We start from the raw sequence: 12,518 nt of genomic DNA on the forward strand, positions 1-12,518 counted from the left end.
GCTCACGCCCTCTCGCCGCGAATCGAAACTGCCGGGAAGGGGTATTGCTCGTTGCGTTCCACCCAATCCATGAAATCGGCGCGGGCGCCGGGGAAGCCGATCATGGTCCAGCCGACCATGCCTTTGTTGCCGCCGTGGATCGGGTCGCAGAAGAACCCTTCCTTGGTGTTTTGCAGCAGCAGGTTGAAGAAAATCTTCGCGGGGACGGTATCGAATTGCGGTTTTCCGGCTTCGAGTTGTTTGAGTAAATCGTCTCGGGTAGCGCTGTCTTGGTCAGCAAATACTTTACCGTTGATGGATTTTGCCCACTGATCCGTGGCGGCGATGCCGAGGCGATAGATCTCTTTTGGCACGAGTTTGCTCTGCCAGCCCATCTCCGGCGCCGCGTCGGCGTTGAAGGGGCCTTGCATGTACCAAAGGGCGCCAGCGGCATACGGGGTGTTCATCTGACGATCGATGTATTGCGGCACGCCAGCTTCCAGCGCTCCCGGGCCTTGATCGTCGTTGGGGATCAGTTGCGCCACGGCGGCATGGATGAAGGCCCATTCTTGGGCGGTGAAATAGCTTGGCTGATAATCGTCGGCGTCAGCGCGAACCGGTTGCATTGCGGGCGCAGGTTCAGGCGCGGCTTGCAGCACGCTGCTGCCCAGACCGGTACCGGCCAGGGTGACGACGGGAATCAGGGTCAGGGATTTGCGCAAAAACTCACGCCGCGGGTTGTCTCGATCTTCATCAGACATGTGGGGGGGCACCTCATCAGGCATTAAGGGTGGTCAGCCGTTTCTGCGAACGGCTTGAGGATTTTTCGTCGCGACGTGGCCGGGATGATCCGGAGAGCTGCAACATGATGTGACAAATGGTAGCAGCCTAAGCATTGAGATGAATCGTTTCAGTCGAAAAAAGCCGAAATGGCTGACCCGCTTTTCAGCGGATTGATGCCGATTCACATTTCTTTGACAGACGGCTCACGGGGCTTTGACCGGCAAACCTTGAAGCTTCAATTCTTCAAAAACCCGACACGGTCTACCCAGCATGTCTCGAGTGCGTTTTTTCCCCGCTTTGTGTTTGTCGCTTGTCGCCATGCTGCACCTGATCCCGGCCCAGGCGGCTGATACCGTGCCTTCCCGTCCCGAGGAGTGGGCGCAGCCGGTCGAGGTGCAATACAACCTGTTCCAGATGTCGCCGACCCTCTATCGCAGTGCATTGCCCGATAGCGGCGCGGTGCCGCTGTTGAAAAATCTCAAAGTGGCAACGGTGATCAACTTCTTGCCGGAGGCCGACAGTCGCTGGCTGTCCGAGCCAGGCATCAATCAAGTGCAGTTGTCCTATCGCACCAATCACGTTGATGACAGCGATGTGCTCAAGACTTTGCGCGCTATCCAGAGCGCCGAAGCCAAGGGCCCGGTGTTGATGCATTGCAAACACGGTTCTGACCGCACCGGCCTGATGGCAGCGATGTACCGCGTGGTGGTGCAAGGCTGGAGCAAAGAGGATGCCTTGAACGAGATGACCCAAGGTGGTTTCGGCGAAAGCGGCCATTTCAAGGATGGCATTCGCTACATGATGCAGGCCGATGTCGACAAGCTGCGCACTGCGCTGGCCAATGGTGATTGCAGCACCAGCGCGTTCGCCACCTGCTCGATGAAGAGCTGGTTTCAGACCGTCAATCTCAAGTGACCAGAGAATTCATTGAGGTGCGGCCGCAAAAAATTGCGTGTTGACCGGCTCGCCGAGAAACGCCTGCGCCGCGCTCAGCAACGAGCGCGAGTCGCCGGGGGAAAAGAACGCCTCGCGAAAATCCCGACCCGTTTGTGCGTCGAACACCCAGTCTCGCTGAAACCGCTTGAACACTTCGGTTGCCAGCACGCCAGACCATTTGTAGGCATAGACTGACGCCTCGTAACCGGTCACCAAATAGTCAAAGCCATAAGCGAAGCGGTGATACCCCGACATTCCTAGATGAGGCATTTCGCGTTGTACATCCTCGAACACTTGTTCGATGCTTCGGCCATCGCCATGAGAGCGGTGCAACTCCAGATCAAACAGCGCCGTCATCAGTAACAGCGCGGTTGTCCGGCTGGTGTGGGCGCCAATGGCGGCCAGCGCGGTGTTGACCCGCGCTTCTGTCAGGCGTTCGCCGCTCTGGTAATGCGCCGCCAGCCACACCAGAAACTCGGGTGACAGGCACCAGTGTTCAAACAACTGCCCGGCAAATTCGGCGGTATCACGCGCCAGTTGGGAAATCCCCGACAAGTTGCGATGGGGCGAGCGCGTCAGCACATGCTGCAGGCAATGGCCGAATTCGTGGAACAGCACCCGCAGGTTTTCATGGGAGAGCAGGCACGGGTGCTCGTCGGTGGCAGGGCTGAAATTGCAGTAGAGGCAAGCAATCGGCAGTGACGGCCGTCCCTCGGCATTGATTCGACGGGTGCGCAAGACGGAGGTGAAGGCGAAGTCGGCCGCGTCATCGCGGTGATAGGGGTCAACATAGATATGCCCGATCACCTGCCCATGTTCACTGACCTCCAGTAGCCGTACGCTTTGATGCCAGTGGCTGGCGGTCGTCTGTTCGACGATGCTGATCCCGAACATGCGCTCGCTGAACAGGCAAAGTCGGCGCAACGTGCCCTCCAGCGGGAAGTACTCACGCAAGCCTTTCAACGCACCGTTCAACTGCTGGAGGCGTAACTGCTCGGCGAGGAAGTCTTCATCCCACGCCTGGATATCCACAATCCCTTGGGTGTGCGCAAACGCTTTCAGGGCTTGGGCATCGCGCAGCAGGGCCGGCGTATTCAACGCCAGTTGCTGGCGCAAAAAAGCTTCAACCTGTGCAGCAGAGGTGGCCATGCGGTTTTCGAGACGCATCTGGACGAAATTCTCGAAGCCCAACAATTGGGCTTTCTCGTGACGCAATGCGATCAGCACCTTGAGTACCGGATCGTTATCGAGTTTTTTCGCCTGTGGGCCTAGATCCGACGCCCGGTTGATCCAGGCTGTGAAATAGGCCTCACGCAGCGCCCGGTTTTGCGCATGGGTCATGATTTGCCGGTAGGTGTTTTGCTCCAGCGTCAGCCGCCAGCCCTCGTGTCCTGCCTCTTTGGCGTTGAGCGCCAGGCGCGCCTTCACTGCCGCAGACAAGCCTTCGAGCTGAGTGACATCGTCTATGCGTTGGCTCCACGCGGCGTTGGCCAGCTCCAGATGACTTCGAAAACGTTGCTCCGTTAGCCGGATCTCGCCATTCAAGCGGGCAAGTTTGCGCTGTTGTGCGAGCGGCAGTTCGATGCCGGACAACCGGAATTTGCGCAGAATTTTCGCCAGCGACGCTTTGCGTTGATCGTCGAAACCGGTGGCGACCGAACTCTTCGCCAGCCGTTGATAACTGCGGTACAGCGCCAGGTCAGCGGTCTTGTCGGCTCTGTACTGAGCGGCAACGACGCTGCACAACGCGCTTTCCCTGAGCCAGTCGATATCGTTGGATTTGACCGTCGAAAGCGTCTCGATAACGGCCATGGCCTCACTCAGACGTGCATCGGCTTCGTCGATGGCCACGACCAGATCGTCCCAGCCCGGATGCTCGGTCTGGCTGGTGATCACCCTGGCAATGACCTGGCGGTTATCGGTCACGATCGCGTTGATGGCTGGCAGCAGATGTTCGGCGCGTATCGCCGACCACGGTGGCAGGGTCCAGTGTTGTAAAAGGGGATTGGTGTGGAGCATGGCGTCTTCCTTGAGCGATGGCTGAAAGTGCCAGCCTAAGCAGGAAGCGTGAAAGAGGGGCGGTACATAGTTACCACCTTCCACCGCAATCGGTGGAAGGTGGCACTGACTCAGTGTTGCTCGTCGGGTTTCTTCTTCAATTTTGGATTCGGGAAGAACTGCACCGCCTGGACTTTCTTGTCCGCTGGCGGTTTGAGCGCGCTGGTGTTGACCCGCGTGCCCAGCTCTTTGGGCACCGACAGCCCTTGCTCGTTGAGCGTGTCGCAGTAACCGCAGGCCACGCATTCGCGGTGTGGCACGCTGTCCTCGTTCCACATCATCAACTTGTCCGGCTCGCTGCACGCCGGGCAAACCGCCCCGGCGATAAAGCGCTTCTTGGTAATCACAGGCCCCTCACTCATGCTGCCGCGTCCTCACTCAGGCCGCTGTGGCGCAAGAGTGCGTCAATCGACGGCTCGCGACCACGGAAGTCGACGAACAGCACCATCGGCGCCTGCGAACCGCCACGCGCCAGAATCGCTTCGCGGAAAGCGCGGCCGGTTTCAGCGTTCAGCACGCCGTCTTCTTCGAATTTGGAGAAAGCATCCGCCGACAGCACTTCGGCCCACTTGTAGCTGTAGTAACCCGCCGCGTAACCGCCGGCAAAGATGTGCGCAAAGCTGTTGGGGAAGCGGTTGTAGGCCGGTGGACGCATCACCGACACCTCGTCGCGTACGCCTTCGAGCACCTGCGCGGCGCTGCGACCGTCACCGTGGGTGGCGTGCAGTTCGAAGTCGAAGAGCGAGAACTCCAGCTGACGCACCATCATCAGGCCAGACTGGAAGTTTTTCGCCGCGAGCATTTTTTCCAGCAGGTCCTGTGGCAGCGGCTCGCCGGTTTCGTAGTGACCGGAAATCAGCGCCAGGCCTTCCGGCTCCCAGCACCAGTTTTCCATGAACTGGCTTGGCAGCTCGACGGCGTCCCACGCCACGCCGTTGATCCCGGACACGCCGGCATGATCGACACGGGTCAGCAGGTGGTGCAGGCCATGGCCGAATTCGTGGAACAGGGTGGTCACTTCATCGTGGGTCAGCAGCGCAGGCTTGCCGCTGTCGGCCGGGGTGAAGTTGCACACCAGATTGGCCACCGGGCTTTGCAGCACGCCGTCGACGGTACGACGACGGTCACGAGCGCCGTCCATCCATGCACCGCCACGCTTGTTGGCACGGGCATAGAGGTCGAAGAAGAAGCGGCCGACGTGCTGGCCGTTTTCCTTGATCTCGAACAGGCGCACGTCCGGGTGCCAGGTGTCGAAGCCTTTGAGCTCGGCAATCTCGATGCCGTACAGGCGTTGAACGATGGCGAACAGGCCGCCCAGGACCTTGTCGATCGGGAAGTACGCGCGCAGGGTTTCCTGGGCGACGCTGTAGCGTTGTTCACGGAGTTTTTCGCCGTAGAAACCGCTGTCCCAGCTTTGCAGATCGGCGCAGCCCTGTTCGGCGGCGTAGGCACGCAACTGTTGCAGATCCTGCGCGGCAAACGGTTTGCTGCGCTTGGCCAAGTCGCGCAGGAAGCTCAGCACCTGATCGCTGGACTCGGCCATTTTCGTCGCCAGGCTCAACTCGGAGAAACTGGCGAAACCCAACAGCCTGGCCAGTTCCTGACGCAGATCCAGAATCTCTTCCATCACCGGGCCGTTGTCGTTCTGGCCGGCATTCGGGCCTTGATCCGAGGCGCGGGTGCAGTAGGCGGCGTAGACTTCTTCGCGCAGCGCACGGTCTTGGGCATAGGTCATCACCGCGTAGTAGCTCGGGAATTCCAGGGTGATCAGCCAGCCGTCCAGATCTTTAGCCTGTGCGGCGGCAGCCATTTGCGCCTTGGCCGAATCGGTCAGGCCGGCGAGGGCGGCTTCGTCGGTGACGTGCTTGCTCCAGGCCTGGGTGGCGTCGAGCAGTTGGTTGGAGAAGCGGCTGCCCAGCTCGGACAGTTTGCTCTGCACTTCGGCGTAGCGCTTCTGTTCAGCTTCCGGCAGGTCGATACCCGACAGGCGGAAGTCGCGCAGGGCGTGTTCCAGAATGGTTTTTTGCGCCACGTCGAAACCGGCAGCTTGCGGGCTGTTGGCCAGGGCTTCATAGGCCTGGAACAATTCGCGGTTCTGGCCCATCTCGGTGGAGTAGGCGCTCAGGGCTGGTAGGCACGACTCGTAGGCATCACGCAGTTCGGCACTGTTGCACACGGCGTTGAGGTGGCTGACCGGGCTCCATGCCGCACCGAGGCGGTCATTGAGTTCGTCCATCGCCAGTACCAGGCCGGCCCATGTCGGGTTCTGGCCTTGGGTCTTGAGGATGTCGGCGATGGCGGCGCGGTTGTCGGCCAGGATGGTTTCAATGGCCGGCAGGACGTGTTCGGCACGGATCGTGGAGAACGGCGGCAGGTCGTAGGACTGCAGAAGAGGGTTGTTCACGCTCACGGTTGGCACCTTGGCTGGAAGAAACATGCGCCCATCTTAATTACAATCGACACTCACCGCAGCTATCGGCGACAGAGAGAGAACTAATCGTGTCCCTTCGCAAATACCAGAATCACACCCCGCAGTTGAGCAAAGGCGCATTTGTCGACGGCTCGGCGGTGGTGATCGGCGACGTCGAAATCGGCGAAGACAGCTCCGTCTGGCCGCTGACGGTTATTCGTGGCGACATGCACCGCATCCGCATCGGTGCGCGCACCAGCGTGCAGGACGGTTGCGTGTTGCACATTACCCACGCCGGCCCGTTCAACCCGGACGGCTTCGCGCTGCTGATTGGCGACGACGTGACCATTGCCCACAAAGTCATGCTCCACGGCTGCACGGTTGGCAGCCGCGTGTTGATCGGCATGGGCAGCATTGTCATGGACGGCGCGGTGGTCGAGGACGATGTGATCATCGGCGCTGGCAGCCTGGTGCCGCCGGGCAAACGTCTGGAAAGCGGCTTTCTGTATGTGGGCAGTCCGGTGAAACAGGTCCGTGCGCTGACCGATAAGGAAAACGCCTTCTTCACCTACAGCGCGGCGAATTACGTGAAGCTCAAGGATCTGCACCTGGCTGAAGGCTACGACCAGCTCTGAATCGACTTACACCTGCTCAGGATTTCTCATGCACTACCAGACCGTACTGTTCGACCTCGATGGCACCCTGACCGACCCGCGTGAGGGCATCACTCGTTCCATTCAGTTCGCCTTGAGCAAACTCGGCATCGACGAGCCGGACCTGACAAAGCTTGAGCATTTCATCGGCCCGCCGCTGTTGCAGGCGTTCATGCAGTTCTACGATTTCGACGAGGCCAAGGCCTGGGAGGCGGTGAATTTCTACCGCGAGCGTTTCAAGGTGACGGGACTGTACGAGAACCGCGTGTTCGACGGTGTCACGCCGTTGCTGGAAACCCTGAGTGGCCAAGGGCGGCAGCTGTATATCGCGACGTCCAAGCCATGGGTGTACGCCCGCGAGATCGCCCGGCACTTCGACTTTGCCCGACACTTCAAGGTGATCTACGGCAGCGAGCTGGATGGCACGCGGACCAACAAGGTCGAGTTGATTGCCCATTTGATCGCCGAGGAAGGCCTGAATCCGGCGGATACGCTGATGATCGGCGATCGTAAACATGACCTGATCGGTGCACGCAGCAATGGCCTGGATGGGGCGGCGGTGGGCTATGGGTTTGGCAGTTTTGAAGAGTTGAACGCTGAAGCGCCGGCTTATCACTTTGAAACGCTGGAGGAGTTGCATCAGGCGTTTTTGCAGAACCGATGAAATTGCGCTCCCACAGGGCCTGTATGTCGTGTGCAAGTCCAGTGTGGGAGCCGGCTTGCTCGCGAACAGGCCCGTTCAGTCAGCCATCATGAATCTGCCAGCGTTTTCAACGCTGCCTTACGCTCGAGCACCGGCAAATTCCCCAGCCTCTCCACCGCTGAATAAAACCTCACCCAATCACCTCCCACCTGCCTGAACAGCGCAGCAAACGCCGGCACCCACTGGTCGTACAGTCCAAACGGCAACAGCCGCGCATTGTTCAGCGGCGCATTGACCCACGCGTCATAGCGCTTGTCGCCGGCCCACTGACGATCACGCATCACCCGGTAATCCCGGCGAAACTGTTCGAACTGCGCCGCTTTGCGCTCACGCATCTGCTCGGCCGGCAATGACTGGGCGTAGAGCTTTTCCAGACGTGAACGGGTATCGAGCACCAGTGCAATGAACTGGTCACGTTGTTTGAGTTTTGAGTCGTTGTCCGCTGGCAATCCACGAAACGCCCGCCATTGCCGGGTGCCTTCCTGCTCGACGAACGTGGCGAAGGACTCGTTGAACTCGGTGTCGTCCTTCACATAGAAGCGCTGATGGGCCAACTCATGAAAAATCAGTGTGGCCAACCGCTCGTCGCCCCAACCCATCATCGAATTGAGTATTGGGTCGTTGAACCAGCCCAGCGTGGAGTACGCCTCGACGCCGCCGATCGACACGTCCATGCCCTGCAGGCGTTGGATCGCGGCTTCGCCCCGGGCCGCGCTCTGGCTGTAGTAACCGCGATAGGCCACGCATCCGGCAATCGGGAAACAGTGGTTTTGCGGGGTCAGCGAAAACTCTTGGGTGGCGAACACATTCCACACCACAAACGGCCTTCCAATGTCGGCGTACAGGCGATAGCTCTGGTTATCCGGAAGGTGCAAGTGCTGGCTGGCGAAGGTGCGGGCCTTTTGTGACTGCGCCAAGTGTGCGCGTAACTTTACGTCGCGGCTTGGGTCGGCAATCACCTCGGCCACCGGCTCGCGGGCCCGCAGCAATTGCCATTGACCGCTGGCCAACTGGCCGTAGTAGCTGACGCTGGCGCAACCGTTGAGCAACAAAAGCATCACACCCGGAAACAAAATCCGAAAAACGCGATCAAGTAACCAATGGCTTGGAAGCGGCCTGATCAAAATAAGAAACCCCTGGAAAGTCTGCCCGCAAGACTATCCCGCCCATTGGAGCTGCGCTATGCGTATGTTGATGCTGACAGGAGGCCTGCTGACGCTGGCCGGATGTGCCGGATTTGGAGTGCCTGATCCTGACCCCTCGCAGGCCTGGATCGATCTGAATGCCCGGCAGCAGGACACGGCACTGCAAGCACTGCAAGTCGACCGCAAGGCTGCCATCGACAAACGCTATTTCGAGGTGCAGCCCGGCAGTCATGAGCTGACGGTGCGTTATCAGTTTCCGGTGGAGGCCACCAATATCGGTCCTGACGCCGAGCCGCTCTGGCGCGATTGCCAGTTGAACGTGAAATTCAATGATTTCAACGCCGGCCAGCGATATCAATTGCAGGCCGGCAGTATCGGTTTCCGACCTTGGGCCAAGCTCTATGACGAACAGCGCAAGGTCGTGGGACAGGGCACTCCGGCTGGATGTCAGAAGACCTGATCGGCGCTATGCTCAATCTCCCATCCAAAGGACATTGATCATGCGCAGGTTGACGTTGTTGCTTGCTGCAAGTGTGGTTGCCGGTTGCCAGAGCCCGATGCCAGCGGCTGACCCCGGCAAGGCCTGGGTCGACTTCGCCATGCCCACCCCTGGCGGCAAAGTGCTGATGGCGGAACGGCTGGACAAACAGAGAATGCCGGACGGACGGTTTTTCCAGGTCACGCCGGGCAGTCACGAGTTGACGGTTCGCTTTGATTTCGAGGTGTTCGGCGGTGGCATGAGCATGAACACCGATCCGCAGGAGCGGCTGTGTTACCTGACCGTGCGTTACGATCATTTCGAGGCCGGGCAACGTTATCGTCTTGAAGCCAGGTCACTGGCCTTTACGCCGAGCGCCCGGTTGATCAATCGCCAAGGTCAGATCGTTGCCGAAGAACGGCAGGTCAACTGCGTGCCGTGATCGACCTCAATTGTCGTTTTTCTGATAGATGATCGCTTTGGTGCCGTTTTCGCATGTCCCTACGACCATGGCGATTTCGTGCTTTTCAGCCTCTTCCTTGCTGACGATTTCCAGCGTGTAGGAGGGCACGGCATTCGCCTGGATTTTGATTTCGATCTCGTTCTTCAATTCTTCACAGTCTTTGGGGGCGGCAAGAACCGAGGTGGCCAGTGCACTGCAAAAAATCGCCAAGCCAATACGTTTCATGAGAGAAGCTCCTTGAGGCAGCGCGCACGGGTGTGCGCTGAAGCTGCTGTCATTTATTCGACCATACTTTTACTCGGCGAGTTCTGACTTCGCTCACAGGTCTTGTTTATCGCTTCAGGCTTCGTGGGGATTTTCAGGTCGCTTTCGCAAGCAAGCCCGCTCCCACAACAGATCTTGTGAAACACCAAAGATCCTTTGTGGGCGCGGGCTTGCTCGCGAAGACGTCGGCCCAGCCAACGCCTGCTTAAGCGACCAGCGATGCCTCAAGGGTAATCTTCGCATTGAGTACCTTGGACACCGGGCACCCTTCCTTGGCCTTGTTGCTCAGTTCTTCAAACTGCGCCTGACTGGCTCCCGGGATCTTCGCCTTGAGAATCAGCTTCACCGCCGTGATCGCAAAACCGCCATCGACCTGGTCGAGGGTGACTTCAGCGTCGGTGTCGATGCTGTCGGCCTTCAGGCCTGCATCGCCGAGAATCATCGAGAACGCCATGGAGAAACAACCGGCATGTGCGGCGCCGATCAGTTCTTCCGGGTTGGTGCCCTTACCGCCTTCGAAACGGGCCTTGAAACCGTAGGGTGCTTCTCTGAGGACGCCGGTTTCAGTAGAAATCGAGCCGATACCGGTTTTCAGATCACCTGCCCAATGTGCGGATGCTTTCTTAACGATAGCCATGCTGCCTCCTCAAGATCAGACGCGGAACGCCGCGCCGTTGTGAATTTTGCTTGCAAGGGTTCTGAGGATAGACGTCGGGACAAAGTTCAGCTCGTCTGAATCGTTGACTTTTTTAGTAGGATTTTTCGTTCTGCTATTGAAACTCGGGTATATGCCCTCATTGCACAAAACACGCTTATGATTCGGCAGGTTTTCGTTTGCAAGAAAAACCTGCCTCCTCACTCGGAGACGCAGGTTTATGAAGCAACTGTCCGACGTAAAATTTTCCACCCTCGACCTGGTGCCAGTGCGCGAGAACGGCAGCCCGGCGCAATCGCTGCGCAACTCGCTGAACCTGGCGCAGCATGTCGAGAAACTCGGCTATACGCGGTTCTGGGTGGCTGAACATCACAACATGGACGGCATCGCCAGTTCCGCTACCTCGGTGCTGCTCGGTTATCTGGCCGGGGGTACGTCAACCATCCGCGTCGGCTCCGGCGGCGTCATGCTGCCCAACCATGCGCCACTGGTGATTGCCGAGCAGTTCGGCACGCTGGAAAGCCTGTATCCGGGGCGGATCGACTTGGGACTGGGCCGCGCGCCCGGCTCCGATCAAATGACCGCCCGTGCCCTGCGCCGCGAGCGTTCCGGCAGTGCCGATGATTTCCCGGAAGACGTCGCCGAACTGGCGCGCTTCCTCGGCCCGCGCACCCCGGAGCAACGAGTCATCGCGATGCCCGGCACCGGCACCCATGTGCCGATCTGGCTCCTTGGTTCCAGCCTGTTCAGTGCACAACTGGCCGGCGAGCGCGGTTTGCCCTACGCCTTCGCCTCACATTTCGCACCGCGCTTGATGCATGAGGCGATCCGCGTCTACCGCAATCACTTCAAACCGTCGGCAGTGCTCGACAAACCGTATGTGATGCTCGGTGTGCCGCTGGTTGCAGCAGATACCGATGAGCAGGCGGATTACCTGGCGACTTCGGTGTACCAGCGCATTCTCGCGTTGATGCGTGGACAAAGCCTGGTGCAACGCCCTCCCGTGAAAACCATGGACGGCCTGTGGCGGCCTCACGAGCGTGAAGCGGTCGGCGATTTCCTCGGTCTGGCGATGGTCGGCAGCCCGCAGAAAATCCGCGCCAAACTGGAAATGCTGGTTGAACAGACCCAGGCCGATGAGCTGATTTTCACCTGCGATCTGTATGAACATGCTGATCGCCTGCATTCCTATGAGTTGCTGGCGCAGGTGATGAAGGGCTGAGACGGTGCACCGTCCCCTGTGGGCGGGCTTGCTCGCGAAGGCGGAGTGCCAGGCGCGCATGATGTTGACTGATACGCCCCCTTTCGCGAGCAAGCCCCACATTGGAAACGTGTTGCCCACAAAAAAGCCGACGCATGAGTGTCGGCTTTTGCATTTCAGGCGCGATCAACCGCGCTTGTAGACGATTTCCTTGGTGCCGCCTTCACAACTGCCGACCACCTTGCCGTCAGTCGCTGCACCCTTATCGACGATCTCCAGCGAATACCCGGCAACCCCCTTGGCATCCAGCTTCGCCGCAATCTCGCTCTTGAGCTCGTCACAAGGCTTGCCAGCAGCAAACGCGCCACCCGCAAGGCTCAACAAACCTACTGCCAATATGAACTTCTTCATCGGTCGCACTCCCTGGTCGGATTAATAGAGGCGGGCATCGGAGCATTGGCCCGATGCGCTCACCCTGTAGCGCTTTGCCATTCCTATGGCACTCGGCCAGCGCGCAAGTTCAGAAGTGTAGACCCAACTCAGCTACTGGCGATCCGGAAGCCGACTTTGAGCGTCACTTGAAAGTGCGCGGCCTTGCCGTCCTTGATGTGACCACGGGTGTCGATCACTTCGAACCATTCCAGATGCTTGATGCTTTTGTTGGCTTCGGCCAGCGCGTTGTTGATGGCGTCCTCGATGCTGTTGGTGGAAGAACCGACCAGCTCGACTTTCTTGTACGTGTGATGGTCACTCATGACGATCTCCTAGGCGTGTGGATTTGAGACTAGCA

At 59.1% G+C, this 12,518-nt stretch carries 15 protein-coding genes; 6 read left to right on the top strand and 9 right to left on the bottom strand.

The annotated features are described in order from the left end of the window. Positions 1–2: 2 nt before the first annotated feature. Positions 3–740: a gluconate 2-dehydrogenase subunit 3 family protein gene (locus tag AACY11_RS13995; protein ID WP_339494994.1), complete on the bottom strand. Its 738-nt coding sequence runs from the start codon at positions 738–740 to the stop codon at positions 3–5. Between the two features lie 292 nt (positions 741–1,032). On the opposite strand from AACY11_RS13995, the gene AACY11_RS14000 reads away from it, so the two are divergent. Then, positions 1,033–1,677: a phosphatase domain-containing protein gene (locus AACY11_RS14000; protein ID WP_339432397.1), complete on the top strand. Its 645-nt coding sequence runs from the start codon at positions 1,033–1,035 to the stop codon at positions 1,675–1,677. A 9-nt stretch (positions 1,678–1,686) separates the two neighbouring features. Here the strand turns inward: AACY11_RS14000 and AACY11_RS14005 are convergent, their stop codons facing one another. The 3 genes from AACY11_RS14005 to prlC form a co-directional block, all read right to left on the bottom strand. Next, positions 1,687–3,717 carry a M3 family metallopeptidase gene (locus tag AACY11_RS14005; RefSeq protein ID WP_339494996.1) on the bottom strand — a complete coding sequence of 677 codons (2,031 nt, stop codon included), beginning with the start codon at positions 3,715–3,717 and terminating at the stop codon, positions 1,687–1,689. A gap of 110 nt (positions 3,718–3,827) precedes the next feature. Continuing rightward, the gene (locus AACY11_RS14010; RefSeq protein ID WP_339494997.1) at positions 3,828–4,118 is read right to left on the bottom strand and encodes a YheV family putative zinc ribbon protein; all 291 of its coding nucleotides are present in this window, start codon (positions 4,116–4,118) and stop codon (positions 3,828–3,830) included. Further along, positions 4,115–6,166: an oligopeptidase A gene (gene prlC, locus AACY11_RS14015; protein WP_339494998.1), complete on the bottom strand. Its 2,052-nt coding sequence runs from the start codon at positions 6,164–6,166 to the stop codon at positions 4,115–4,117. The genes AACY11_RS14010 and prlC overlap by 4 nt, the downstream gene beginning before the upstream one ends. A gap of 89 nt (positions 6,167–6,255) precedes the next feature. Here prlC and AACY11_RS14020 point away from each other — a divergent pair, with 89 nt between their 5' ends. Continuing rightward, positions 6,256–6,801: a gamma carbonic anhydrase family protein gene (locus tag AACY11_RS14020; protein WP_339432401.1), complete on the top strand. Its 546-nt coding sequence runs from the start codon at positions 6,256–6,258 to the stop codon at positions 6,799–6,801. Between the two features lie 28 nt (positions 6,802–6,829). Next, positions 6,830–7,483: an HAD family hydrolase gene (locus AACY11_RS14025; protein ID WP_339495000.1), complete on the top strand. Its 654-nt coding sequence runs from the start codon at positions 6,830–6,832 to the stop codon at positions 7,481–7,483. Positions 7,484–7,569: 86 nt separating this feature from the next. Here the strand turns inward: AACY11_RS14025 and AACY11_RS14030 are convergent, their stop codons facing one another. Then, positions 7,570–8,646: an aminopeptidase gene (locus tag AACY11_RS14030; protein ID WP_339495002.1), complete on the bottom strand. Its 1,077-nt coding sequence runs from the start codon at positions 8,644–8,646 to the stop codon at positions 7,570–7,572. A 58-nt stretch (positions 8,647–8,704) separates the two neighbouring features. Between AACY11_RS14030 and AACY11_RS14035 the strand changes: the two genes are divergently transcribed. Together AACY11_RS14035 and AACY11_RS14040 are read left to right on the top strand one after the other, a co-directional pair. Then, a complete protein-coding gene (locus AACY11_RS14035; RefSeq protein WP_339432404.1) occupies positions 8,705–9,127 on the top strand; it encodes a PA0061/PA0062 family lipoprotein in 423 nt (140 codons plus the stop codon). Between the two features lie 40 nt (positions 9,128–9,167). Continuing rightward, positions 9,168–9,587, top strand: coding sequence for a PA0061/PA0062 family lipoprotein (locus tag AACY11_RS14040; RefSeq protein WP_339432405.1), 420 nt, complete (start codon positions 9,168–9,170; stop codon positions 9,585–9,587). A 6-nt stretch (positions 9,588–9,593) separates the two neighbouring features. Here AACY11_RS14040 and AACY11_RS14045 read toward each other — a convergent pair whose 3' ends face one another. Both AACY11_RS14045 and AACY11_RS14050 read right to left on the bottom strand, forming a co-directional pair. Beyond that, positions 9,594–9,833 (bottom strand): DUF1161 domain-containing protein, encoded by a 240-nt coding sequence (locus tag AACY11_RS14045; protein WP_339432406.1) that lies wholly within the window; start codon positions 9,831–9,833, stop codon positions 9,594–9,596. Between the two features lie 244 nt (positions 9,834–10,077). Further along, a complete protein-coding gene (locus AACY11_RS14050) occupies positions 10,078–10,509 on the bottom strand; it encodes an OsmC family protein (RefSeq protein ID WP_221732310.1) in 432 nt (143 codons plus the stop codon). Between the two features lie 238 nt (positions 10,510–10,747). Between AACY11_RS14050 and AACY11_RS14055 the strand changes: the two genes are divergently transcribed. Next, the gene (locus AACY11_RS14055) at positions 10,748–11,749 is read left to right on the top strand and encodes an LLM class flavin-dependent oxidoreductase (protein WP_339432407.1); all 1,002 of its coding nucleotides are present in this window, start codon (positions 10,748–10,750) and stop codon (positions 11,747–11,749) included. A gap of 165 nt (positions 11,750–11,914) precedes the next feature. Here AACY11_RS14055 and AACY11_RS14060 read toward each other — a convergent pair whose 3' ends face one another. Both AACY11_RS14060 and AACY11_RS14065 read right to left on the bottom strand, forming a co-directional pair. Then, the gene (locus AACY11_RS14060) at positions 11,915–12,139 is read right to left on the bottom strand and encodes a DUF1161 domain-containing protein (protein ID WP_339432408.1); all 225 of its coding nucleotides are present in this window, start codon (positions 12,137–12,139) and stop codon (positions 11,915–11,917) included. A gap of 128 nt (positions 12,140–12,267) precedes the next feature. After that, the gene (locus AACY11_RS14065) at positions 12,268–12,483 is read right to left on the bottom strand and encodes a dodecin (RefSeq protein ID WP_339432409.1); all 216 of its coding nucleotides are present in this window, start codon (positions 12,481–12,483) and stop codon (positions 12,268–12,270) included. Between the last annotated feature and the right edge of the window lie 35 nt (positions 12,484–12,518).

It is taken from the genome of Pseudomonas sp. RA_105y_Pfl2_P56, from assembly GCF_963970845.1.
Taxonomy (GTDB): Bacteria; Pseudomonadota; Gammaproteobacteria; order Pseudomonadales; family Pseudomonadaceae; genus Aquipseudomonas; species Aquipseudomonas baetica_A.

Excerpts from the sequence above, each read along its gene's own strand:
- AACY11_RS13995 (WP_339494994.1), bottom strand. The coding sequence starts at position 740 with ATGTCTGATGAAGATCGAGACAACCCGCGGCGTGAGTTTTTGCGCAAA.
- AACY11_RS14000 (WP_339432397.1), top strand. The coding sequence starts at position 1,033 with ATGTCTCGAGTGCGTTTTTTCCCCGCTTTGTGTTTGTCGCTTGTCGCC.
- AACY11_RS14005 (WP_339494996.1), bottom strand. The coding sequence starts at position 3,717 with ATGCTCCACACCAATCCCCTTTTACAACACTGGACCCTGCCACCGTGG.
- AACY11_RS14010 (WP_339494997.1), bottom strand. The coding sequence starts at position 4,118 with ATGAGTGAGGGGCCTGTGATTACCAAGAAGCGCTTTATCGCCGGGGCG.
- AACY11_RS14025 (WP_339495000.1), top strand. The coding sequence starts at position 6,830 with ATGCACTACCAGACCGTACTGTTCGACCTCGATGGCACCCTGACCGAC.
- AACY11_RS14035 (WP_339432404.1), top strand. The coding sequence starts at position 8,705 with ATGCGTATGTTGATGCTGACAGGAGGCCTGCTGACGCTGGCCGGATGT.
- AACY11_RS14040 (WP_339432405.1), top strand. The coding sequence starts at position 9,168 with ATGCGCAGGTTGACGTTGTTGCTTGCTGCAAGTGTGGTTGCCGGTTGC.
- AACY11_RS14045 (WP_339432406.1), bottom strand. The coding sequence starts at position 9,833 with ATGAAACGTATTGGCTTGGCGATTTTTTGCAGTGCACTGGCCACCTCG.
- AACY11_RS14050 (WP_221732310.1), bottom strand. The coding sequence starts at position 10,509 with ATGGCTATCGTTAAGAAAGCATCCGCACATTGGGCAGGTGATCTGAAA.
- AACY11_RS14055 (WP_339432407.1), top strand. The coding sequence starts at position 10,748 with ATGAAGCAACTGTCCGACGTAAAATTTTCCACCCTCGACCTGGTGCCA.
- AACY11_RS14060 (WP_339432408.1), bottom strand. The coding sequence starts at position 12,139 with ATGAAGAAGTTCATATTGGCAGTAGGTTTGTTGAGCCTTGCGGGTGGC.
- AACY11_RS14065 (WP_339432409.1), bottom strand. The coding sequence starts at position 12,483 with ATGAGTGACCATCACACGTACAAGAAAGTCGAGCTGGTCGGTTCTTCC.